Origin of the sequence: Nostoc flagelliforme FACHB-838 (assembly GCF_014698065.1) — a bacterium.
Classification (GTDB): domain Bacteria; phylum Cyanobacteriota; class Cyanobacteriia; order Cyanobacteriales; family Nostocaceae; genus Nostoc; species Nostoc flagelliforme_B.
The window spans coordinates 26030-49437 of record NZ_JACJSI010000045.1; the positions used below are offsets into that span (position 1 = coordinate 26030).

19 protein-coding genes and 1 tRNA gene are annotated in these 23408 nt (G+C 40.8%); 3 read left to right on the forward strand and 17 right to left on the reverse strand.

The window, feature by feature from the left end:
* Positions 1 to 98: 98 nt before the first annotated feature.
* Positions 99 to 1280 (reverse strand): CapA family protein, encoded by a 1182-nt coding sequence (locus H6G97_RS20935; protein ID WP_190942613.1) that lies wholly within the window; start codon positions 1278 to 1280, stop codon positions 99 to 101.
* A 459-nt stretch (positions 1281 to 1739) separates the two neighbouring features.
* Positions 1740 to 1824: transfer RNA gene (locus H6G97_RS20940), tRNA-Ser, on the reverse strand.
* Positions 1825 to 2352: 528 nt separating this feature from the next.
* On the opposite strand from H6G97_RS20940, the gene H6G97_RS20945 reads away from it, so the two are divergent.
* Positions 2353 to 3195, forward strand: coding sequence for a tetratricopeptide repeat protein (locus H6G97_RS20945; RefSeq protein WP_190942614.1), 843 nt, complete (start codon positions 2353 to 2355; stop codon positions 3193 to 3195).
* Positions 3196 to 3261: 66 nt separating this feature from the next.
* On the opposite strand, the gene H6G97_RS20950 is transcribed toward H6G97_RS20945, so the two are convergent.
* Positions 3262 to 4917, reverse strand: coding sequence for a VC_2705 family sodium/solute symporter (locus tag H6G97_RS20950; RefSeq protein ID WP_190942615.1), 1656 nt, complete (start codon positions 4915 to 4917; stop codon positions 3262 to 3264).
* A gap of 9 nt (positions 4918 to 4926) precedes the next feature.
* Positions 4927 to 5181: a DUF4212 domain-containing protein gene (locus H6G97_RS20955; protein ID WP_190942616.1), complete on the reverse strand. Its 255-nt coding sequence runs from the start codon at positions 5179 to 5181 to the stop codon at positions 4927 to 4929.
* 737 nt (positions 5182 to 5918) lie between these two features.
* On the opposite strand from H6G97_RS20955, the gene H6G97_RS20960 reads away from it, so the two are divergent.
* Complete coding sequence (locus tag H6G97_RS20960) at positions 5919 to 6524, forward strand: site-2 protease family protein (RefSeq protein WP_190942617.1); 606 nt, start codon at positions 5919 to 5921, stop codon at positions 6522 to 6524.
* 116 nt (positions 6525 to 6640) lie between these two features.
* Here H6G97_RS20960 and H6G97_RS20965 read toward each other — a convergent pair whose 3' ends face one another.
* The 11 genes from H6G97_RS20965 to crtO form a co-directional block, all read right to left on the reverse strand.
* Entirely contained in the window at positions 6641 to 8032 is a 1392-nt protein-coding gene (locus H6G97_RS20965) for a hypothetical protein (RefSeq protein ID WP_242055036.1), read from the reverse strand.
* A 669-nt stretch (positions 8033 to 8701) separates the two neighbouring features.
* A complete protein-coding gene (locus H6G97_RS20970) occupies positions 8702 to 9889 on the reverse strand; it encodes a calcium-binding protein (protein ID WP_190942618.1) in 1188 nt (395 codons plus the stop codon).
* A gap of 684 nt (positions 9890 to 10573) precedes the next feature.
* Positions 10574 to 11578 carry an SDR family oxidoreductase gene (locus H6G97_RS20975; RefSeq protein WP_190942619.1) on the reverse strand — a complete coding sequence of 335 codons (1005 nt, stop codon included), beginning with the start codon at positions 11576 to 11578 and terminating at the stop codon, positions 10574 to 10576.
* Positions 11579 to 11675: 97 nt separating this feature from the next.
* Positions 11676 to 12521 carry an alpha/beta fold hydrolase gene (locus H6G97_RS20980; RefSeq protein WP_190942620.1) on the reverse strand — a complete coding sequence of 282 codons (846 nt, stop codon included), beginning with the start codon at positions 12519 to 12521 and terminating at the stop codon, positions 11676 to 11678.
* A gap of 164 nt (positions 12522 to 12685) precedes the next feature.
* On the reverse strand, positions 12686 to 13465 hold the full coding sequence (gene phaB / locus H6G97_RS20985) for an acetoacetyl-CoA reductase PhaB (RefSeq protein ID WP_242055040.1): 780 nt from the start codon (positions 13463 to 13465) through the stop codon (positions 12686 to 12688).
* Positions 13414 to 14607 carry a thiolase family protein gene (locus H6G97_RS20990; RefSeq protein WP_190942621.1) on the reverse strand — a complete coding sequence of 398 codons (1194 nt, stop codon included), beginning with the start codon at positions 14605 to 14607 and terminating at the stop codon, positions 13414 to 13416. Before H6G97_RS20990 ends, phaB begins: the two co-directional genes overlap by 52 nt.
* 293 nt (positions 14608 to 14900) lie before the next feature.
* Positions 14901 to 15956, reverse strand: a complete 1056-nt coding sequence (gene phaC / locus H6G97_RS20995; protein WP_190942622.1) for a class III poly(R)-hydroxyalkanoic acid synthase subunit PhaC — start codon at positions 15954 to 15956, stop codon at positions 14901 to 14903.
* A 470-nt stretch (positions 15957 to 16426) separates the two neighbouring features.
* A complete protein-coding gene (locus tag H6G97_RS21000; protein WP_190942623.1) occupies positions 16427 to 16813 on the reverse strand; it encodes a poly(R)-hydroxyalkanoic acid synthase subunit PhaE in 387 nt (128 codons plus the stop codon).
* A gap of 129 nt (positions 16814 to 16942) precedes the next feature.
* Positions 16943 to 17512, reverse strand: coding sequence for a general stress protein (locus H6G97_RS21005; RefSeq protein WP_190942624.1), 570 nt, complete (start codon positions 17510 to 17512; stop codon positions 16943 to 16945).
* Positions 17513 to 17654: 142 nt separating this feature from the next.
* Positions 17655 to 17861 (reverse strand): chlorophyll a-b binding domain-containing protein, encoded by a 207-nt coding sequence (locus H6G97_RS21010; protein ID WP_190942625.1) that lies wholly within the window; start codon positions 17859 to 17861, stop codon positions 17655 to 17657.
* Between the two features lie 699 nt (positions 17862 to 18560).
* Complete coding sequence (crtO, locus tag H6G97_RS21015; protein ID WP_190942626.1) at positions 18561 to 20261, reverse strand: beta-carotene ketolase CrtO; 1701 nt, start codon at positions 20259 to 20261, stop codon at positions 18561 to 18563.
* A gap of 312 nt (positions 20262 to 20573) precedes the next feature.
* Between crtO and H6G97_RS21020 the strand changes: the two genes are divergently transcribed.
* Positions 20574 to 21533 carry a M48 family peptidase gene (locus tag H6G97_RS21020; RefSeq protein ID WP_190942627.1) on the forward strand — a complete coding sequence of 320 codons (960 nt, stop codon included), beginning with the start codon at positions 20574 to 20576 and terminating at the stop codon, positions 21531 to 21533.
* Between the two features lie 4 nt (positions 21534 to 21537).
* Here the strand turns inward: H6G97_RS21020 and H6G97_RS21025 are convergent, their stop codons facing one another.
* A complete protein-coding gene (locus H6G97_RS21025; RefSeq protein ID WP_190942628.1) occupies positions 21538 to 22224 on the reverse strand; it encodes an HAD family hydrolase in 687 nt (228 codons plus the stop codon).
* A gap of 269 nt (positions 22225 to 22493) precedes the next feature.
* On the reverse strand, positions 22494 to 23357 hold the full coding sequence (locus H6G97_RS21030; RefSeq protein WP_190942629.1) for an SDR family NAD(P)-dependent oxidoreductase: 864 nt from the start codon (positions 23355 to 23357) through the stop codon (positions 22494 to 22496).
* Positions 23358 to 23408: the final 51 nt, after the last annotated feature.

Genomic DNA, 23408 nt, shown 5'->3' on the forward strand with positions numbered 1-23408 from the left:
TTTTGAATTTTGGATTTTAATGAAGCCGTGCGGTGAGTTCAACACTGCACTGATTTCTATTAATTAATTACGTTAGCGTAGCGTCATTACGAATTATTTTAAGGACGACCAAGCTTATTCTGTACAACAACTTCCCCCTTTTTATTAATCTTCACCGGATTCTTGGGAAAAGCTTGATTATTTAAATAACGCATAAGTCTTACAGTCTGAAAACTCTGATCAATATGAGGAATTCCTTGTCGATCCATCCGAACAGGTATAATTTTACTTGATACCAAATCTCCCACTTGGTTGAGTTTAGCTTCTAAAATCATTGAGTCACCTGTCTGAGCATTTGTAGATAAAGTCCGATATCCTAAAAAGTTTCCTAAAGAATAAGCAATAATTTTTCCTTTATAAATTTCCATCGCTCTTGGAACGTGAGGCCCATGTCCTAGTACTAAGTCTGCTCCTGCATCAATCATGTTTCGAGCAAACTTGATCGAATTACCTCGGTTTTCTCCATAAAAAAACTCTGTCTGATTCTTAACGTGCAGCGCCCCCGTTCCTTCGGCTCCAGCGTGCATCGATACTATTACTATGTTGGCTTTATTTTTGGCTTCTGCTACGAGTGCTTTGGCTACTCCTAAATTATGGATGGAGTTATACATTTCATAAGGAGAAAAGCCAATCATTGCTACAGGGATATTGTTAGCTTCCAAATAAAGAATTTGCTTTTTATGACCTAATGTTGCAATACCCACAGCCTCAAGATTTTTCTTTGTATCTTTGAACCCTACCGGCCCGAAATCCATTGCATGGTTATTTGCCATATTGAACACATTAAAACCAGCTTCAGCAAATAGCCGGGCATACGCGGGTGGAGAGCGAAAGGCAAAGACTTGTCCTCGACTGATATCTTTGGCTGTATAAGGATAATTAGTTAAGCTACTTTCAAAGTTACCAAACAAGATATCAGATCCTTGTAAATGACTTCTCACTGACTTTGGTAATAATTGATCTCGAAAGCGAGGTAATCGATGGTTAGGGAAATTAGTGCCGGGAATAATATCTCCAACGGCTTTGATAGTAATAGTCTTTGTAAAAGTTTGTTCTTTTTTTGCTGATGGCGTAAGTTCAGGGATAGATAATCGAGCTTGTACAGGCTCGGTAGGTTTAGTAGCAGCATTTAATCGCTGTGATTGCCCAAGCCGGATAATAACTCCTATACTAATACCTAGATATAAACAGATGCTGATAAAACTAAATGAGAATACTCGCCCCAGGCTGCGATCTACCATCGTTCACTCCTCACACGATGGCATTAGTTTATCCTGAAAGCCTGTGCAAACGGTGTATATTTTAGTATTTTTTGGGAAATACTTGACTAAGTAAATACTGAACTATTATCTCATCTTATTTGTAAATAATGATGTATCCCAGCTATCAAGCCAAACAACATCGGTTTGCCTGTAGCAATCTTATGGACTTCCAGTTAAAAAAAATATCATATCGTAGGAGCGCAAAGACTTGCGCCCCTACGATATATATGGTTCAAATACATGAAAGCTGCTGTAAAAGTTTTTTTGCGTAAGTATTACTACAGTTCAAGTTACTCTCCAACTTGGAGAGTAAAGGTTTTACGTAGCAAAACCAGTGATATCAGGTTTCAGCGTAACTCAAGCTACCGATCTCAATTAACCAGAGAATTTACTCTGAGCCATTTGTTAAAGGTAGGCAGACTTTCACAATCTTTTGAACGGAGAGGGGGGGATTCGAACCCCCGTTGGGTTGCCCCAAAACGCATTTCGAGTGCGTCACCATGAACCACTCGGACACCTCTCCAGCTATTTATTCAGACATTTGATTATGTATTTTACATTCAAATGCTGTGCAGTGTAATGGAAATATCACTATATTCCCTAAAGTATTATAGCATTATCGGTTTTTTTTGGGTAAAGCAATGCTCCAGGAACGCCAACAGGGTAAGAGCATCTAAATTAAGCTTGACAAAAGGGATGAAAAGCATATATCGATTTAATGCTTCTAGGTCTATGAACTCAAACACCTGACGGAAAGTGTCAGTTTACCCTGGCATTTACAGCCAGCCAATTTAGATGTTGCAAAGGTTTTTTAAATGGGATAAAAAGCAGATAGATGATAGCAGATAAGATAAAAAATGATAATTTTTATACTTCCTAACTCATCATTAGTCTTGCAAATAACTATTAAATAAATCTATAAAATATGAGGTAAATTTGTCAATTAACTTTAAATGTCCATCAAAAGTTAGAATAGTTATTGAGTTAAAGAATTAAAATCTAGATTTTGGTACTAATTTTGTTCAGGTATTATGGCAGTTTATATTAAGTTATGAAACGGCGTTTATTTAGGCAAAAACGAACAAGGGTAAATACTTTATTTACCATAGCTATTTTTACTACATTGACCGCAATTAGCAGTATTTCTTGTAGTAAGAATGACAATGTATTAGTGACAGAAATAGGAGTCAGTCAACCTAGCCGTCGTTCAACTACAACGTCCATTGGTGGGGAATTCTATCTTCAAGGAAAGAATCAGCATTTAAACGGCGACTTGCAAGCTGCGATCGCTTCATATAGTAAGGCAATTGCTCAAAACTCTCAATATGGCGCTGCCTACAATGGCCGGGGATTAGCCTACTTTGATTTGGGAGACAAGGAAAAAGCGATCGCAGATTATAATCAAGCACTTCGCATCAACCCTAACGACGCTGAAGCCCACAATAACTTGGGAAATGCCCGTGCCTCACTAGGAAATAATAGAGAAGCAGTTAAAGATTACAGTGAAGCGATTCGTCTGAATCCCAACTATGCCGAAGCCTACAATAATCGGGGGAATGCCCACGCCACCAATGGGGACAAAAGAGGGGCGCTAAATGATTTTGACCAAGCAATTCTCCTCAACCCTAAATATGCGATCGCTTATAATAACCGAGGAAATGCCCGTGCTGCCAATGGAGATCCGAAAGGTGCGATCGCAGATTACAATCAAGCCATTCGTCTCAATCCTAACTTTGCCCCTGCCTACAATAACCGAGGAAATGCCCGCGCCACTAATGGAGACAAACAGGGGGCACTCAAGGATTTACAGCAAGCAGCAAACATTTTTCAAAGTCAAGGTAACAATGACTTATACCAACAAGTGATGAATAACATCAAAGAGCTTGGACAGTAGGGAGTGGAGATTGGGGACAAGGGGACAAGGGAAGCTACTAAACGCAATGCCCAATGCCCCAATGCCCTACTCTTCAATCAATGGGCTGCGAAGGTCTTCTACCATCGCTTGAATTTCTGCTGGAGGAGGTGGCGTTAGGCGTGAAACTACTAGGGTGACAGCGAAGTTGATTAGCATACCTAAAGTACCGATTCCTTCTGGAGAAACCCCGAAAAACCAGGGTTGCATCCCGCCAAACTTAACGCCGACAATGTAGATGATTGTAAAAATTAAACCCGTTACCATGCCGGCGATCGCACCTTCAGAGTTAGTGCGCTTGTCGAAAATCCCCAGGAAAATCACCGGAAAGAAACTAGCGGCGGCTAAACCAAAAGCAAAAGCTACCACTTCACTCACAAATCCCGGCGGATTCACCCCAAAATATCCGGCGAGGACAAGGGAAAAACCTACCATGATCCGCCCGACAAATACCCGTTTTTGTTCTGAGGCTGATGAATCTATGATCCGGTAGTAAATATCGTGGGCGATAGAACTGGAAATTACCAGCAATAAACCTGATGCTGTAGACAAAGCAGCAGCCAAACCGCCAGCCGCTACCAAGCCAATCACCCACGGAGGCAGATTAGCTACCTCTGGGGTAGAAAGCACAATGATATCTCGGTCAATCTTGATTTCATTGGTGTCTTTATTTGGTGTTAACTGGAGACGCCCATCTTTATTTATGTCATCAAAAGCCAACAGTTTAGTTTTTTCCCACTTGGCCGCCCAGTCTAGCTGCTGCACTTCTGCAACTGTATGATCGTGCAGGGAATCGATCAGGTTGTAGCGGGCAAACATGGAGAGGGCTGGAGCAGTTGTATAAAGAATGGCAATAAATAGTAGTGCCCAACCAGCAGAATAGCGAGCTGCACGCACACTTTTTACTGTGTAAAAGCGGACAATGATATGAGGCAAGCCAGCAGTGCCTACCATCAGGGCAATGGTGGTGAACAGCACATCTAACATCGACTTGTTCACAAATGGCTCAGTATACGGCTTAAACCCCAAGTCAACCTGGATTTTATTGAGTTTGTCAGCAATATCACTGAAGGTAAATGCTAGTTGGGGAATAGGATTACCAGTCAGAAACCAGGCGATCGCGATCGCTGGAATCAGGTAAGCAAAAATCAACACAGAGTATTGTGCTACTTGTGTCCAGGTGATGCCTTTCATCCCCCCTAACACAGAGAAAAAGCCGACGATCACCATACCGATGATCACGCCTGTATTAATATTTACTTGTAGAAAGCGGCTAAAAACAATGCCCACGCCCCGCATTTGTCCAGCAACGTAGGTGAGAGAGACGAAAATGGCTGCTACTACTGCCACCAGACGAGCGATATTAGAGTAGTAGCGATCGCCTACAAAATCTGGCACCGTATACTTACCAAATTTCCGTAGATAGGGAGCCAATAATAATGCTAGCAATACATAGCCACCCGTCCAGCCCATTAAATAAATAGAACCGTCGTAACCCAAAAAAGAAATCAGCCCCGCCATTGAAATAAATGAAGCTGCGGACATCCAGTCGGCGGCGGTAGCTGCACCATTAGCAATTGAAGGTATCCCTTGACCTGCTATAAAGAAGTCTTTACTATTTTCGACTCGTGATTGCCAACCTATATAAATATAGGCGAGGAAGGAAAGTCCAACTAATACAATAGTCCAAATTTCAACTGACACGGTTTTTCCTCACTTCTTGAGATTGTATTTTTGGTCTAGCTTGTCCATTTGAAAGGCATAAATGAAAATCAAGGCCACAAATACCAGGATTGACCCTTGTTGCGCCATCCAAAAGCCAAAGGGCACGCCAAAAAACCGTATCGCATTCAAAGGTTGAACCAACAAAATACTAAAAACTAGGGAAACCAATGCCCAGACAATTAAAAGATTACGAATTAAAGCAGTATTAGCACGCCAATAAGACCGGCGCTGATCCTCATCCATCGTTGTTCATCATTATTGCGTTAGTGCATCAAAATAATACCAGTAAGCCGTTGATATCCTGCCTAATGACTGTATTAATTTTTAAATTATTTAGTAAATAATATTTATCATTTAAGTAATAAATGCAACCAAGTAATTGCTGTTTAAAAATTCGCCTATAGCTGGTTGTAAAAAAATGTTGGTTTATGAAGCTGAAATATCTCACAAATGATTAGTAACATAAAAATTTTATATACATAATCTTTAATATAAATTACGTACTATTAGCTAAAAAATTTACGCCCTGAAAGACTATCTATTGACTTTTGACTGCTATACAAGCAATTGAAAACCATAAAAGTTAATAAAGTAAATTTTTAAAAGATACGAATAACTACTATGGACTATCGCGTATTTATTTTTATACTATATGTATAATGAGCTTGTTATTACACATACATGGCATTACCAAAACATAGTAAATTATTATACAAATGCTGTTTTACTCAGCTTTCCGATGCATTGCAGCTAGTATAGATGAAAATTTATATCATCACGGTGAAAAAAAGCTGATTTCAACAATCAGCATCTCCATAGATTTTTTAACTAGTCTTGGAAGCCGCGCAAAAATAACTTACCTAATTATTTATGAGCAACCTTGGTTCTCAAGCTTTGCAGTTTTGAAATTGGGTAACTTTTTCGTGCGTGTCTTCAGAAAGTACGGATTTCAGCTTTAACCATACCATCAGCCAGAATATATGTTTATCGAAACACTCATCACAGAGCCGATTCATTTTTTCAGAATTATTGTAATTGTTATATTCTCTATCACTTTGCATGAACTTGCTCACGGCTGGGCTGCTATGATTCAAGGAGATGATACTCCTCAAAAAACTGGTCATCTGACGCTTAATCCTGTAGTTCACATGGGCAAAGAATCGATCATTTTTCTCTGTCTTATGGGTATAGCTTGGGGACAAATGCCTGTCAACCCCTCTAAGTTTCGCTCTGGGAAGCTAGGCAATATTTTGGTATCCGCAGCTGGGCCATTATCAAATCTGGCTTTAGGAATTCTATTTATTGCGATGCTGAAATTCCTCTCTAAGCCGAGTCTTTCAGGACTTTTTAGCGGAGAATTTCTTTACTTAGCTGCTCAGATAAATTTGACCTTGTTTCTTTTTAATCTGCTGCTAATTCCACCACTGGATGGTTTTCATGTTTTCAGTGAAATTTTTCCTCAGCTAAAGCCACTGCAATATAGCCAATTTGGAGTTTTTGCAATGATGCTTCTATTTATAATTCCAGAATTTGGGGCAGGAATTAGTGGCATTGCTCATTTAGTTATTCAGTCTGCACTTGGATGAAAATCAACAATTTTGTAAGCAGAAATAGATTATTTATATAGTAATCTGATTTTATTTGTGATGAGTAAAAGCCAAAGATGCCCCGTTTTTTTTGAAAAGCCGGGGCATCTTATTGTTTATGAATGATTTAGGATAGCCACTTTTCTGCTGTAATACTCAGTCTTAGCATAGATGCTGATAATACTATTACCAACTGCAAAAAAAGTACCTTCTTGCTCATCTTTAGAAAATTGCAAACTTGGATATTTAGCAGCAGCTTCTTCTGCATTCATGGGTTTTGCTTCTATTTGCTCTGGCAAGGCTCCAGTACAACCAATATAGAATACCAAGGGAGAAATCTTCTCTCGATATATTTTTTCTACATATTGCTCTAGTTTGCTATTTGCAGTTGTCAATGCTGTAACCATTTCTTCTTTACTGATTTGCTTCCCAGTTTGCTTATCCTGCAATAACTCCACCAAACTATTAGCACCAACTTTCTTAAGAATATCTCCAACTACACTATTTTGCTCAAGTCCAAGAAAATCATCGAAAATTGGTTTCATAAACTCATCAACTTTCGTAATCTTGGTGCGTGATGACAGTAATCTGTGCCTAACAGCGAGATTTTCATTAAATGCCCTCTCAAAAGTAGGCTTGATGAGAATTTCTCCAGTCTCTTTATCATAAAGACGATACATCTTCTTTAAAAACTTGTTAGCAGAAGGTAACTTACTCATGTTCAGAATATCTTGACTACCTATGTCAATTTTATAGCTCAATTTTGAGTCAATAGTAGCATTAGCTAGAGCTTCATGGATGTCTGTGTATTCATTAGTTGTAGGAAAATTGATGTAAACGTTCTTGGACAAATAGTGCTTTTTAAATTCATCTAACTGTCCTGATACAAATACATCTGACTCCTTTTTTAAGTGAGCAGAAATAATGCTAGTAAGTACTTTAATTTCTGCCACTTCATTGAATAGCCCATCAATGCTGCTGTAATAACTATTAGCAGCCACAAGCGGCAATTTATCTAAGTAAATGGTATGTTCAGCACGAAAGTCAAAATCTTCTGCATTCAACACACCCTTTTCTTTGAGTAAGTCAAAAGCTTTTTTACTGCTAATTTTGACTTCTAAGGACTTGACGTTTATTTTGCCGTCACTGACAATTGTATAATTATTAAAGCTATTGAGGTCATTTACTAGCAAACCTGCTACCTCAAGAGTGGGGGTTTGGTCTGCAAATTTGGTAAGTTTGACTTTACGTTTGATAAGCATATTGATAGTAGCGGTATTGCGATTAAACTGAAACTCACCCATACCAACATACTCAGCATTATCCATATATTCAGTTTGCAACCAAGGCTGAAGCAGTTCGCCATTTTCGTTTCTTACACCTTTAACCCGCTTGATACATTTTCTTTGATAATGTTCTTGCAGGTGCTTGATGTTGACGATAATATTATTGCGATATTCTGCGAAAATTTGGATTAGTTCTATGAGAGAAATCTTATTATTCGTCATATTGCTACTTTCCAGATAAAGGTTAAGAATTATTGAAAGCCACAGTTAATGAAGTTTATTACTATTCCTAAATAAGCTGTTATAGCGGTTTCCATTGAGGTGTGGTACAACATTATATCGCGTGGTGTAGGGGCACGGCAGTGCCGTGCCCTTACGGGTGTACCTCACACAAACGAGAAGCGCTATACAACCGTAGAAAGTTGAAGGGGAAATACACGATTAATTGATGCCAAAATCTTAAGATTGACACATACCACACAACTATTGTGTGTTTATGATTGCATTCACAAACTAGCTACTATGGCTTTCATTTACTACAAACTTTGGGCATCGCCTGGTAAACTTCGCGTTGCATATTCACCGGATATTCTTTTATAGTACAATTGTATCATATAAATGCCAAATTGTGTAGGCGTAGCCCGTGATAGATAAACCTCTTCTATCACTCTCGGGAAGGGCAATCTCTAGAAACTTTATCAGTCGATGTTTATCGAGGAGTTTACTACTTTTTACCTTTGGTGCTAACAGCAGTTTTGCTACTTTTATATGAAATTAAGTTTAGAGTAGGTAGTTCAGCAAGTATCAATAAATTGTGAAGTTCAGCTTCGTATATCCATAAACAATAAGATACCCAACTTCTCTAAAAAGTCGGGTATCTAAACCTTGTTGTTAACTGATGGTTGTGATTGCCCTACCTAAATTAATTTGCAGCTTATCTAGAGATTGTTGACTTTGAATAATACCAATCAATTGCTCAGAACCATTACCGTCAAAACGATCAGCATCAAAGAAAATTCCTAGACCATAAACATCATTTGGGAGAGTGACATTTTCTAGCTTATATTCTATGGCTCCCTTAAGCTGAATGACATCTTTCCCCGGCTCAAAGTCAGCAATTAGAGCGTAGCTTGGTGGGGGTTCATTAGGAGAGGGTGCAACAATAAATCGAATTTGACTATCATCATAATAAATTTTAAAGGGATCTCCAAGAACAAAAGTATCTCTACCTGCACCACCAATCAATGTGTCTCGCTCTAACTGACCTGGTTTTTCTTCTAAAGAATCCACACCAATGAGGATATCATCACCTCGGCCACCAATTAAGGTGTCATTACCGTTACTACCAATTAAGGTATCAGTACCGTCACCTCCAGAGAGGATATCATTAGCAAAACCGCCAGCAAGTGTGTCTTTTCCAGCACCGCCCTTGAGGGTATTATTTCCTAATGAGAATTGGGCAGAAAGGAAATCATTTCCATCGCCACCAACAAGTAGATTACTGCCTGTTGAATACTCAACATTCAAGTTATCATTACCATCCCCACCGCTGAGAGAATTATTACCAGAGGCACTATTAAATAAGTCGCCAGAAGCATTCAGAGAATCATTTCCATCCCCACCAAAGAGCAAATTATCGCCTGTTGAGTTGTTAACATCTAGGAAATCATTACCAGCACCACCCTTGAGGGTGTTATTGCCAGATGGATTAGGGCCGTTAAAGTCAACAGCTATAAGAAAGGTGGAGGCAGAAAGAAAATCATTGCCATCACCACCAAGAAGTAGATTATTACCAGATGAAAAGTCAACATACAAATTATCATCTCCAGCTCCACCCTTAAGGGTGTTATTACCCAAGGTGTTAGTAGCAAAGAGATTATCGTTATTAGTGCCACTAAAAAGCAGATTCTTACCAGATGAAAAGTCAACACTTAATGAATCGCCACCAGCCCCACCCTTGAGGGTGTCACTGCCCCCATTACCATCTAAGATATCATTGCCTGTCAGACCTCTAATCAAGTCATTGCCTGTTGTGCCATTGAGAAAGTCGTTACCATTAGTGCCATTGATCTTTGCCATCGCTTTTACCTAGCTGAATTAGTTTTTTGAGTTACTTAAGCTTTTAAAAAGCAGTTACCACTGTTTTGGGGCACAAAAAACTGCCTTGATTTTCCCGTTGATGTCATCTTTGAAAGACACTAAATTGTCTAAAACATTCACCCTGCTGACTACTTGCAAATAGGACTGTTTAAATGTCACGTATTGTACAAATTTGTGAGGGTGTACATTCACGAAAATACTCAGCTTTAAGCTTTTTTAAATCACCTTTTAACCAGCAGCGTATGCTTTGAAAGGTTCATGACGGCTACTATGAAATTGGAAAACATTCAATTAGCTTTACATTAGCTTGATAGCGCAGATTTACTTAGATGTCTATATCTGAACAAATAACTTTGCATATTCTTTACATTATTTCCGTAAAATTGTATTTGAAAATACTTCTCTTTATGTATTCTTTACTGAAAAAACAAGAGTTATCCAACAGAATTCAGGAGTCAAAATGGGTTAAACGCCCCGCTACCCTAACAGAATTAATTCTGTACAACTTTCCTTCTTCTTAGGTTGCTTCAAATAGGCATTCCCAGTCTCTGACATCAGAGGCTGGGAATGAGAAAAATGGGAAATTGAGCTTTTTGTAAATTTCGTCAACAGAGACTTGTGGGTACACAGTAGCCTTTTTAAGGGGAGCTAGTGCATTTATCCTTAATCTTTGATTACTTGAGCTGCTAGCAATGCTAATGCTGCTGTACCAGCGATCGCACCCCACTGGAGAACCGGATTTTTTTCTAGCCAGTCGGAAACACTAGGTATAACCAAGTGACTATAATCTCCGTTAACTCTGTCGTCTTCAGCAACAGGTTCGTAAAAATTATTTGATGCATCTTCAGACTTCGGCTCGGAACTATGCTGTAACTTAAAGCCGATAAGCAGTAACAGTGAATCTACTAATGGTGGTGAGACGCGCTGTACCAAATCTAATACTTTAGCTACATCCCCAACCAAGTAGTCACGAGTTGGATGTTCAGCTACATGGAGGATGGCATCAGCTACAAGTTTAGGCTCGTAGTAAGGTGGTATCCCGGCAGGCTTTACGCCTAACTTCGTCCGGCCATTATTCCAGAAGGGACTGTTGATCACCCCTGGCTTTACACTTGTAACACTGATGGGCCATTTTTCATGTTGCAACTCAACGCGCATCGCTTCGATAAAACCCTCGACCCCATGCTTGGCTGCCGAGTAAGCACTTTGGTAGGGGAGCGATCGCGTACCTTCCACTGAAGAGACATGGATCAATGCCCCCCGTCCCTCACGCTTCAAATGGGGTAGGGCCGCCATTGCACCATATACCTGTCCCATCAGATCGACATCAATAACATGCTTAAACTCTTCTGGTGTTGTATTGTCGAAAGTGGCAAAGATGCCGATGGCGGGGACATGTACCCATGTATCCAGTCGCCCGTAGACTTCCACAGTTTTATCTGCGATCGCCTTAACTTGGTCAAATACTTGCACATCAGCTACGCAATAAGTTGCCTCGCCGCCAAAGCTGCGAATTTCCTCTACTAAAGACTTTAGCTTCGACTCACCGCGAGCGGAGACTACCACTTTTGCCCCGCGTCTAGCAAACTCAAGAGCTGTGATCCGTCCGATGCCACTGGAGGCTCCAACGACGGAAACGACTTGCTGATTGATTGGCTTTAATTTCATTAGTGTTACTCCTTAAAAGGGATTGGGGATTGGGGATTGGGTACTGGGGATTGGGAATTAAAATTCATTTCTAGAGTCCCTAGTTCCCAGTCCCCATTCACAAATGACAAGCAAGAAACTGGTTCAATGCGTCGGTAAATAATTCGGGACGCTCGACTTGGGGTAAGTGGCCACAATTGGGTATCAAAGCTAGGTGTCCTTGCTTTAGACGGCTGACTGCATCTTGAGCTTGGTAATTTGGCAAAACTAAGTCATTAATACCCCATACAACTAGGGTCGGCATCTCTACCTTTGGTAGGTATTCAAGTGCTATCTGCTTCTGTCCTAAAACATATAGTTGAGAACGCAGTATAGATAAATTCGCTTCTAGGAAGCCTGGAACAAGCCCTAGCCGCTCTTGTTCTGCTAGCCATGCGTTGGGAACTTGCAAGGGATTAGCAAAAAGCAACGCCGCCCGTGACCAAGCCCTTTGCTTTGCGCCCAAAGGTGTTTTGCTCCAGGCGATCGCTAACTCTCCATACCAGGGCAAAGTCAAATTTGCCAGAATTGGATTGACCACTTGGCTAAATCCCATACTGTCTACCAGTACTAATGCTGGTACGCGTTCGGGGTTTGACAGTGCATAGCGTAAAGCAATCAAACCACCTAATGAATTACCTACCAATACTGCTCGTTGAATTTCTAAAGCGTTGAGAAAATTGCCTAAGAACTCTGTCAGAAATTCCAGTGAATATTCACGCTTGGGTTTAGCACTATCCCCGGAACCTGGGAAATCTACGGCTATAACACGATGTTTAGTTCCCAAGGTAGGTATTACCCAAGACCAATCAACAGCGCTATCACCGACTCCATGTAGCAGCACTAACGGTGGATCATCATTACCCCCACTCAAGTAGCGAATATTAAGTCCATTTACATCTATTTGCTGCTTATCAAATCCCATATTCACAGTTACTCCCACTATTTTGAATTTGCCATTTATTAAAGACTGAGACTTTGAAGAGGCAGGAGGGCAGGGAGCAGGGAGCAAGGGAGAAGATATTACCTAATACCTCTAGTCTCCAATCTCTAATACCCATGCCCAATGCCCCATCCCCCATGCCCAATTCATGTATGATGAGCGCCATTGACTCGTACAACTGTACCAGTGACGTAGCTGCTGGCTATTGGCGAAAGCAGAAATGCTACTGCCCAAGCAACCTCCTCCGGTTTCCCAAAGCGAGACAGGGGAATCTCAGACAAAATCCGTTGCTTGACTTTATCTGAAATTGGGGTGAGCATATCAGTCTCAATAAATCCCGGTGACACAGCATTAGCCCGCACTCCGTAACGCGCCGCTTCTAGAGCCAAAGATTTTGTCAAGCCAATGGTTCCTGCCTTAGATGCTGCATAGTTTGTCTGACCGAGATTTCCGCGTTCGCCGGAAATTGAAGTGATACAGACAACAGAGCCAGAACGCCGTTCGTACATCTTAGGAATAACGGGTTTTAAGGTGTTGTAAACTCCTTTCAAGTTAGTGTCGATTACTGCATCCCAGTCTGCCGTTGTCAGTTTTGGGAAAAAATTGTCTCGAGTAATTCCAGCATTAGCGACAACCCCGTAAATTGGGCCAAGTTGCTCTTCAACCTTTTGTGTCACTGCCTCCATAGCTGCTTCATCGGTGACATCGGCTGAGATCGCCAAACTACCCATCTGCGGATTGTAATCGCTGCGGTAGGTGTAAGCTACTTTAGCTCCCAACTCCAAAAGCAGATTGACGATCGCAGCTCCAATTCCCCGATTACCGCCAGTTACCAAAACCACTTGATCTTCTAATCCCAAAGATGTCATAGGAATTACCTCAGCCTCTCCAGTGCGATCGCAGTACCGCCACCAGTCCCGTGACAAACTGCTGCCAATCCAAACTGCCCGTTTTGCTGTTGCAAAGCGTTGAGCAGTGTTACTAAGATTCGCGCTCCTGAAGCCCCAATGGGATGTCCTAAAGCGATCGCCCCGCCATAGACATTTAATTTTTCATAAGGAACGGCCAACTCCCGATTGAACAATACATTGCTCAAAGCAAATGCTTCGTTGTTTTCAAACAAATCAAAATCGTAAATTTTCATTTTGAGTTTGTCTAAAAGCTTGTTCACTGCCATGATGGGAACTTCAGGGAACCGCCAAGATTCTCCTCCTGTCCAGACTCCACCAATTAGGCGTGCTATAGGATTGAGTTGGTAGCGTTCTACTGCTGTTTTACTTGCCAAAACTAGAGCTGCTGCTCCATCGGATATTTGACTGCTGTTACCAGCCGTGAACACGCCATCTGATCTGAAAGTAGGCTTCAGTCCAGCAAGAGTTTTTAAAGTAGTATCGGGGCGAATTCCTTCATCTTGATCTACAACTTGCAAACCTTTCTTACCCGCAACCTCAATTGGTACAATCTCGTGTTTAAACAAGCCTTTTTCAGTCGCTTCGGCTGCTCTAGCTTGGGAAAAGAAAGCTACTTCATCCAACTCATCCCGCGTAATTTGGTAAGCAGTTGCCAGTTGTTCTGCTTGCTCTCCCATCGTTTCGCCACTGATGGGATCGGTAAGTCCGTCTTGGAGTAAAACATCGGTGAGTTGTTCTGGTGAACCTAATAAGGATTTGTATCCCCATCTAGCTCGTTGCGATAACAAAAACCCCGTCTGGGACATAGATTCCATGCCTCCAGCAAGTACCATTTGGGCATCACCAGAACGAATTGCACTAACACCGTTAATAGCACTCATCATTCCTGATGAACACACCATATTTACTGCATATCCGTTCACCTTCTGCGGAATCCCAGTTTTGAAAGCTGCTTGACGAGGCAATGACTGTCCATGTCCGGCGCTAAGTACATTACCAAAAATATACAAGTCTAAGGCTTCTCCTGATACTCCGGCTCGTTCTAAGGCTGCACGCATGGCGATCGCACCTAAGTCTACTGGAGACAAATCTGCTAAGACACCTCCAAACCTACCAAGCGGTGTGCGTACTGCTGAGACAATATAAACTTCTTCCATACTTCTCATCACGTTGGTGAATTAAAAATTGAAAGTAATAAAATAAATGTATTTTTTAAATAGATTCCTATTTATAGTTTTGCTAATAATTGCTTTGAATTTAATGATTGTTTTACTAAATTCAGTGCATTTAAAAAATAAAATTAACTTACTTAACAATAATTTACAATAATATTTTTAGCAAAAAATCAATCTTTAGAAGTAAAAAATAGTATAGTCGTCCACCCAAAGAAAGGATGTGATATTAAACAATTTTGTATTTTATAATACAAACATTTGAGAAAGCGAATATTTTATTCTCGCGCCTTCAGCCAATCGGCAATCGTTGGCGGTAGGTCTTTTTGAACTTTGCCGCTTACATACATACCAATATGTCCAACTGGAAACGATCGCACTGTATAGTCAACACTGCCAACATATTTCTCAAGAGCTAAAGATGATGCTGGTAAAACTAGATGATCCTGTTCGGCATAAATGTTTAAAATTGGGATGCGGATATTTCGCAAATCTACTCGCTTATCGCCAATCTCAATTTGACCTTTAATTAATTTGTTTCCTTGATAGAAGTCCTTAATAAACTGCCGAAAAGTCTCTCCAGCTTGATCTGGACTGTCAAAAATCCACTTTTCCATGCGGAGAAAATTGAGTAGTTTGTCCTCATACTCAACAATCTCTAGTAAATCAATATACTTTTTGACACCTAACTGAAAAGGCTTCAGCATTACGAAGACAAAGTTGAGAAAGTTACCAGGAATGTTACCTAAAGTGTCAACTAGAAGATCCACATCTAATGCTTGTGTCCCTAAACTGCTTCCACTCCAAACATTGAGAAGTCCTTCATTGATGTGAAAATCGACTGGCGTAACCATAGTAATCAGGTTTTTTACCTTTTCTGGGTAAAGGGAACTGTAGCAAAGACTGAAGGTTCCCCCCTGGCAAATTCCCAATAAGTTAATCTGCTCTAAGTTGTGGCGATCGCGGATGACATCTACACAGTTATTAATATACCCATTGATGTATTTATCAATAGTCAGCCAGCGATCGTCTTGATTAGGATATCCCCAATCAATCAAGTAAACATCTAGACCAAGATTGAGTAAATTAGCAACAAGCGATCGCCCCTCTTGTAAATCTACAATGTAGGGACGGTTAACTAACGCATAAACAATTAGGATCGGAATCTTAAATAAGTTTTTCGCCTGTGATTGGAAGTGATACAGTACTACCTTGTCTTCCCGGTAGACTTCTTGCTTAGGTGTAACCCCAATGTCAATCTCTTGTTCGCGCAGGCGGTTAAAAATATCTACGCCCTTAACCAGCTTTTCGATTAGTTTGATAGACTCGTGCATCGTTTTTTGATAACATCTTGGATGAAAAAAAGTAAAGTTCAAACCTCAGAAAAATATGGCAGTGCTTCCACCCAAATAAGGGTTTTTCATAAACTCAAAGCACTACCATACATTTTGCTGAGGACCATGTTATATCTGAAATTCTTCAATGTCATCAAAAAAACAAAAATTTCCTGTTTCAATAAATAGGATTAGAATCGAATAAGCCCGTAATAAGCACTTACAGCAGCTAGGATAATTGTTATAACTCCCAGTGATGTGCTAAGTAGAAATTGGGCAGAGGTTTTCTTATTGAGAGCTTCTTTGCTTCCACCTTCAAGTGTTGTCCGTTCGGTATTGTTAGAATTGGTTACGTTCTCAGTGTTCATGTTCTTATCTTAATTTGATTACTTATTACAATTTCGCCTCTAATCCCAAAAACCACATCTAGCTTTAGGATTAACAAAAAAGGTAGAAATAATTAGATGTAATTAAATCTGACTTTCATCCCTCTGATTACAAATCGGCAGATCAAGCTTCTTGCGAACTCCTTCTAGCAGGTGTTGTTGTTCAACCCAATAACTCATGCCTACCTTCAAGAATTTCCCTTGAATTGCCTGGGCATCTTCTGAACGGAACTTATGTGCAAATTCTCGGTCAAATATATTACTCCAGACTTCCAGAAACTGTCGCCAATTGTCAATTGTTTCACCCTTGGCTTCGTAAGAGGCCAACTCCCGCGTTAGTTCCGAAAATGCCTTTATCCAAATATCTGTCAGCACTAACTGATAGTCAAAGCTAGCTTGGGATAGCTGGATTAAGGCATCAAAAGTTTTTAGGAGTTGGCTGATTTCACAGGTATGCTGCTGTGTACGCATCAGGTTTACTCCGTTATTTTTCTTAAGATAATCCGCACAATAATCGCTATCAGAATTCGTTAAAAATTCTGGATTCAATGCACAGATATAGCAACACCTGTGAAAAACCTTTTTGTTTTGAACAAAGTACTAGTTTCCCTCACCATTTGAAGCCTGCGCGGAATCATAAACGCCCCAATATTCAATACCACGATCGCGTAATATTGGTTCAACGCGATGAATCTCTTCTTCTGAGCCTTCTAGGATGAGCAAATAATAACTCTGCTGGAGGCGATCGCTATAAACTCTGGCTTTCTCTTCGGGTATGCCTAAATCGCCTAATGCCTTGAGTAAATTCTGATTTGCTGCGGCTCCCACAGCAACACCTCCTACACTAGTGACTAATGCTACACCTACAGAACCTGCTGCTAGCACGGCTCCTAAGCCGGGAAGTGCCAGACTACTCAAACCAACTAACACGCTACCCCAAGTACTTGCTGCCAGTGCCTCTCTTACTGGCCCGCTTGTATTGACATCTTGATCACCGATGCGATCACTCATCTGCGCCTCACCTACGCGATCGCCCTGATCCGCATCTTTAGCAATGACAGAAACTTTCTCTATAGAAAAGTTTGCAGTTTTCAATTCATTAATTGCCTGCTCTATTCCTTGAGAATTAGCAAATACTCCTAATGCACGTATTGTATCTTTAGTTATCATATTTTCTCCTTCGCAATTGTATTAGTGCGTCCATCTATAAACTTGGCGTTAGACTTTACATCACCAGTAAGTTAAGTACTAAGAGGCTACTAAGTTGTTCTTTATTCATTTCCCCTAACGGGGGATAAATATAAGCGAAGATTTAGCGAACCAAGTGGAGTACGTCACGTACTAAGCTATAGCCAGCTAAATCCCAAAGTACGTAAGAAACAAAGCCAATCATCGCTAAACGCCCATTCCACAACTCTTGTTGGGGATTCCACCCAATAATCCAAGCATTGCGATCGACACCGTTATAGGCTTTAGCTTCAGTAGATAATTCAATCGCTTTATTAGTTTCAGTTGCCATTGTAAATATTCCTTAATAACTCTCCTACATCCACATCTTAGTTACTATTACGGTTGCAGTTCTCTGTCTATTGGGGAATTTGAAAGCGTCACAGGAAGGATCTGTAAGGATTTTATAGGCTTTTGATCATTTCGGCTAAAAAGCATCAGGAACCTGATCAAAAAACCTCACAAAATTTACCCAAAACAAAAACCTCACCCTGTCCCAATACGCTTGGGTTAAAGAAATTTTTCCGCTAAGGCAGGCAGGGGGGAAAAGAAAGCTTAACTAAACGGTATTGCACCCTGTCCTATCGGACATCCCTCTCCTTGATAAGGCTACCGTATACACAAAAGTCTTTAAAGCTGCTTTATATTTTAACCTGCAATTCTATTGCATCGACCTGCAATGCTATTACATCGACTCGCAATGCCAATAAACTTGTAAAAATTAGCCTACTCTACGCTATTACATAGCAACTCTAAAAGGCTTGTGTCTACACCGTAGCCTTGATAAGGAGAGGGAGAGGTTTTGCATAGCAAAACCTGAGGTAGCTTAGGATCTATCTGCGCGATAAATCTTAAATGACCTCACCAAAGACTTGTATGTACACCGTAGCTTTTTAAAGGGGAATAATCTTCTCAAAGTCCTCCTTTTTAAGGAGGATTTAGGAGGATCTAAAGTTTGTGATACATCACCCAGCACTTTTCAAACAGCCTCTTAGTCTGATTCATTCCTCAAGACAGATGCAAACGCAGATTTAATTGAACCTCCTGCTTCCTTGATTTTCTGGGCGATGGGTTGCTCATTATGCAAAAACACACGCGCACAGTTGCGTCCCGGCAAACCAGAAATTGAACCACCTGGATGAGTTCCAGCACCAGTAAGATACAAGTTATCAATTGGTGTTTTATAGTTAGCTAATTCCGGCAACGGACGGAAGCAAAGCATCTGCTCTAAGGTCATATCAATATGGTAATAATTACCTTTGTAAGTCCCTAGCCGTTCTCCCAACTCAGCCGGACTTTCTACATGACGGGCGATGATTGAATGTTGCAGATTGGGGGAATATTGCGCCAGTTTATTAATCACCCTGTCTGCAACTTTGTTTTTCAGTTCATCCGTCCAACCCGTACCTTTTAACCCCGTACCGTCTGCACCAGCAATTTGATAAGGTGCAAAAAACTCTATCCATAATGTGTGCTTGCCTTCTGGCGCCATTGATGGGTCGAGTCCGGTAGGCATCACTACATACATCGATGGGTCTTCATCAGGAATTTTGCCCAGAGTAATCAGACTATGAGCTTGTTCTACATGATTGACGGAATCAGCAATCAGAATAGAACCCATCAGATAATTATCTTGGTGATTGTGGTGGACAAAGCGCAAGGGTTCAGATAAAGCACAATCGATTTTGAGGATGGTTTCATTGTTGTTAATGATGCGGCGGTCTAACCTTTCGCGCAAGTTGCGATCGCTATTATCGACATCGCTACTATCCATCAGTTGCAAGAATAAGCGCTTGGCATCAATACTTGAAATTACACCTTTATTGGCCCGATATTCTTTGCCACCAGCAACCCGCACACCGACAGCTTTACCATCATCTACCAATACTTTTTCTACCTTTTGGTCGGTGAGAATCGTACCACCTTCACTTTGTACCAGCTTCACCAAAGCTTCCACAAGTCCGCCACTACCGCCACGCGGTCTTGCCATACCGGGATTATGACGCAACATCATCATCATCGCCCCAAAGGACATAGCTTTTTGTGAGGGAGGGGAACTCAGTTCGGCTGAGAGTCTAGCCAGAGGTGCTTTGACAAACTCAGAATCAAAATATTCGTTAATATTATCTGTGGCACTGCTGAGTAGGGTACGCAGTAAATCAAGGGTTGTGTTAGAGCCACCTAGAAGGGAAAATAAGTCTTGCAGACTATTGAGATTGTAATTACCAGCAATATCAACAATTGATTTGGGTGGTGCATTGAAGAAAGGAGCAATCCCTGTAATAAAGCGCTGCCAAAAATCGGCATATTCAGCGTATTTTTCAGCATCACGTTGACTGTAACGGGCAATTTCCGCACAAGTCTTTTCCACCGATTTGTGAGCTAAGAAGTACTTCCCATCTGGATGGGGGCAAAAGGCAACTGGATCGCAGCTAAGATATTCCAAGCCGTACTTATGCAGTTCCAATTCTTGGATGACTGGCCCTAAGAAAATAAACAGATGGTTAATCGCGCAAGGACTAAATTTAAAACCAGGTGCTTCATCAGGCATAAGTTCTTCAGTTGTAGAACCGCCGCCGGGGAGCGATCGCCCTTCCAATAACAGAACGCTGTAACCAGCTTTCAGAAGGTAGCCAGCACAAACTAAGCCATTATGACCAGCGCCGATAATTACAACGTCATACGATTCCATGAGTGCAATGGGGGGATTAAAGTATATTCCCTGATATTAGAAAGTGCTGAAGATATCTAAATCTTTCGTGGGTTATAGAATATTTATATATCTAGTAGTAGTGTTTTTATCACCAAAAAGTAAATTTATTCTGAGCCGACTATAAAGCGATCGCTTCTAATACTGGAGGGAGTTTAACTTCAATAGAGCTATATTTGACCTATTCAAAGAAAAGTTTCTGGCTATTGCTTCTACAGAAGTAACAGTTTATAAGCCCAATGATTGGTTTTTGTAGTAAGTTTTTATCCAAATATCCGAAAAATAACATAATAAATGAACATTGAGAATATTCGATTAAAAAATATTAAAACACAACAGAAAATTATTTTGCAGTCGATTTTTAACTTAGTGTCTAATTCTACTCTAAAATCTACACAGGCTCAACAAATAACACAAACTTTAGTAAAAACAGTAACAGCAATTGAAGAAATATGTTTTAACAAGCAAGCAACACCAGCAAACCTAAGTCGTTCATTGCGGCAAATCTACTCTTGGATGAAGTTCTTAACGGACGAAGTTAACCTACAACTTCACCTAGAAAGTACTTTTCGTATGCAGCAAATTGCTAAAAAAATGTTAGTAAAACATGAACAACAATCAGTAAAACTAATGATTGAATTCACTAGTTTTGCACTTTTATACAAAGTCAAAAGGTCTGGTGATGCTGCTCATATTATTGTTAATGAGGGATTCATCAATGCGTCAGAAGAAGTAATGACAGCATTAGTGGAATCTGCTTTTTTTGGGAAAAATCAAGATAATACGCGACTAATTAGGTCGTTTGCCAGTTCTGAAGAATACAGTAATGTACTGCTAGAGCTTGATTTAATTGCGGAAGTGATTGCAGAAAACCCACAAGGCAAGTTTTATAACCTAAATGAGTTATTTGACAAACTCAACCGTGAATACTTTGCTGCAACTCTTGCCAAACCGCGTCTTGCATGGAGCCAAATTCATACTTACCGGAAGTTTGGGCACTATGAGTCAGCTAGAGATCGGGTTGTGATCAGCTTGACCCTTGACAATGATAGTGTACCTGAATTTGTGAGTGAGTTTGTTTTGTATCACGAATTGCTGCACAAGTACCACGGCACAAATTGGGTTGAGGGCAGAAGAATGGTTCACACAAGAGAGTTTCGTGCCAGTGAAAGCAAATTTAAACTGTACAAAGAAGCATCAACATGCCTGGAAAAGCTGGCAACTGGCCAAAGCAGTAAACGGGGGCATTTTTAAATGATTATTTGCTCGTCATTGCTTTGGTTGCTAGAGGTGAGGTGTCATAATGTGCTAACAAGTCAGCAGGCTCGTTGTAAATTGCGATCGCATCTTTTAATTGACTATCATCAAAACCACCGCAACGAAACGCAATCACGTTAACACCAGCTTTATTTGCAGATTCAATATCGTAGGGAGTATCGCCCAGCATTACTACCTCGGATGGCTGGATCTTCAACTGGCTCAAAGCCGCTTCCACAATATCTGGAGCAGGTTTAGAAGCTTCGGCATCGCTAGATGTTGCCGCCTCATCCTGACTGAGTAAATCATCAACTTGTGCAGCTTTGAGCAACACTGACAGTTCTTGACTCGTTGCTGAACTAGCGATGATTAAACGCAACCCCTGATCCTGCATCTTCAATATTAATTGCCGCGCCCCACTCGCAGGAGTCAGATTTACCGCCAACTTGTTGATAATCAGTTCTTTGCGCTTGTCGGCGATTTCTTTACCTTTTCCTTCTTTATCAGAAAGTCCTGGCGCAAACTTAGGAATAACCTGGTCGCCTCCCATGCCAATCAGTGGTCGAACTTGCTCGAACTCTACCTCATAGCCAAATGCTGCAAATGCTTCTACCCAGCCTTGAGCATGGGCATCATTACTGATAACAAGCGTCCCATCTACATCCAAAATTACGCCCTGATATGCCATTGAGAAATTTCCAGCTTACTTTACGCCTCTACACTACTGGAAAGTTGTTGCCATAACCTCTACCTCGGTTGTTACTTCCAATGGCAGATTTAAAGAAGAGGAAAAGGGGCAGAGGGCAGGGGAGAAAGATACTGGAATTCCCCTGCAAAAAGGGTTTCAGCAGCTCTAAATTTATTTATGCCCAAAAGCAAAAATATTTATTTCCATAGTGCAGCGTCGCGGAAAGTGCCACAAGAAATACTGCGTCCAAGTTTTCAGCAACCCTAAATTTATATATGGGGTTCTCCCCCTTGCTCCCTGCCCCCTGCTCCCCTGCCTGTTCGTTCTTCCATACCGAAGAGGCGCCGAATAGCTGACTGCATCAAATTAGGAGACAAGTGATAAATTGCTTTCCAAAAGTTTGTTGTGCCTACCATGACATCAGCACGCTGATTCTTTACTGCTTCCCAAATTGATTTTGCTACATCTTCAGGCTTTTCTAGTACAGGAGCTTGAATTGCTTTACCTACCAACTCAGAACGCGCCTGAGCCGCTTCTTTGTCCTTACCGCGAAACATTGCTCGTTCCATCAGTTGAGTACTGATAAAACTGGGATAAATTCCGCTAACGTGAATCCCTTTAGGTGATAACTCTGCATGTAGTGATTTTGTCAACCCAGTTATGGCGTATTTAGTGGTTGTGTAAGGAATGTGATAAGGAATCGGTTCTATACCACCAATCGAACTGACATTAACAATGGTTCCATTGCGACGTTCTAAGAAATGGGGCAGGATGGCATTAATAGTATGGATGTAGCCCCACAAATTGGTATCAATTATCTGATGCCAATCATCTAAGCTAAAATCCTCGACGGGCCCTAAGCAAAAGATACCTGCATTATTAATTAATACGTCTATGTTACCAAAATGATCTATTGCCTTCTGGATCAGGTTGTTTACTTGTAAAGGATCTTTCACATCGCAAGAAATAGCGATCGCTTCTTGTCCAAGTTCCCGTATCTGTGCAGCAGTAGCTTCTAAACGGTCAAGTTGACGAGCTGCCAACACAACATTATAGTTGTGACGGGCAAACAATAATGCTGTAGCTTTGCCGATTCCTTGTGATGCGCCTGTAATAATTACTGTATTTGTCATAAAATCAATTGCTTTTTCTTGTACATCTTAGAAGTTGTTTTAAAAATGGTA

What these genes read in the sequence shown, in the direction of transcription:
- phaC (WP_190942622.1), bottom strand. Translation starts at nt 15,956, where the DNA reads ATGCACGAGTCTATCAAACTAATCGAAAAGCTGGTTAAGGGCGTAGAT.
- H6G97_RS20965 (WP_242055036.1), bottom strand. Translation starts at nt 8,032, where the DNA reads ATGACGAATAATAAGATTTCTCTCATAGAACTAATCCAAATTTTCGCA.
- H6G97_RS20935 (WP_190942613.1), bottom strand. Translation starts at nt 1,280, where the DNA reads ATGGTAGATCGCAGCCTGGGGCGAGTATTCTCATTTAGTTTTATCAGC.
- H6G97_RS20975 (WP_190942619.1), bottom strand. Translation starts at nt 11,578, where the DNA reads ATGAAATTAAAGCCAATCAATCAGCAAGTCGTTTCCGTCGTTGGAGCC.
- H6G97_RS20970 (WP_190942618.1), bottom strand. Translation starts at nt 9,889, where the DNA reads ATGGCAAAGATCAATGGCACTAATGGTAACGACTTTCTCAATGGCACA.
- H6G97_RS20980 (WP_190942620.1), bottom strand. Translation starts at nt 12,521, where the DNA reads ATGGGATTTGATAAGCAGCAAATAGATGTAAATGGACTTAATATTCGC.
- H6G97_RS21025 (WP_190942628.1), bottom strand. Translation starts at nt 22,224, where the DNA reads ATGGCATATCAGGGCGTAATTTTGGATGTAGATGGGACGCTTGTTATC.
- H6G97_RS20990 (WP_190942621.1), bottom strand. Translation starts at nt 14,607, where the DNA reads ATGGAAGAAGTTTATATTGTCTCAGCAGTACGCACACCGCTTGGTAGG.
- H6G97_RS21000 (WP_190942623.1), bottom strand. Translation starts at nt 16,813, where the DNA reads ATGCGTACACAGCAGCATACCTGTGAAATCAGCCAACTCCTAAAAACT.
- crtO (WP_190942626.1), bottom strand. Translation starts at nt 20,261, where the DNA reads ATGGAATCGTATGACGTTGTAATTATCGGCGCTGGTCATAATGGCTTA.
- H6G97_RS20960 (WP_190942617.1), top strand. Translation starts at nt 5,919, where the DNA reads ATGTTTATCGAAACACTCATCACAGAGCCGATTCATTTTTTCAGAATT.
- H6G97_RS20955 (WP_190942616.1), bottom strand. Translation starts at nt 5,181, where the DNA reads ATGGATGAGGATCAGCGCCGGTCTTATTGGCGTGCTAATACTGCTTTA.
- H6G97_RS21030 (WP_190942629.1), bottom strand. Translation starts at nt 23,357, where the DNA reads ATGACAAATACAGTAATTATTACAGGCGCATCACAAGGAATCGGCAAA.
- H6G97_RS21010 (WP_190942625.1), bottom strand. Translation starts at nt 17,861, where the DNA reads ATGGCAACTGAAACTAATAAAGCGATTGAATTATCTACTGAAGCTAAA.
- H6G97_RS20945 (WP_190942614.1), top strand. Translation starts at nt 2,353, where the DNA reads ATGAAACGGCGTTTATTTAGGCAAAAACGAACAAGGGTAAATACTTTA.
- H6G97_RS21005 (WP_190942624.1), bottom strand. Translation starts at nt 17,512, where the DNA reads ATGATAACTAAAGATACAATACGTGCATTAGGAGTATTTGCTAATTCT.
- H6G97_RS21020 (WP_190942627.1), top strand. Translation starts at nt 20,574, where the DNA reads ATGAACATTGAGAATATTCGATTAAAAAATATTAAAACACAACAGAAA.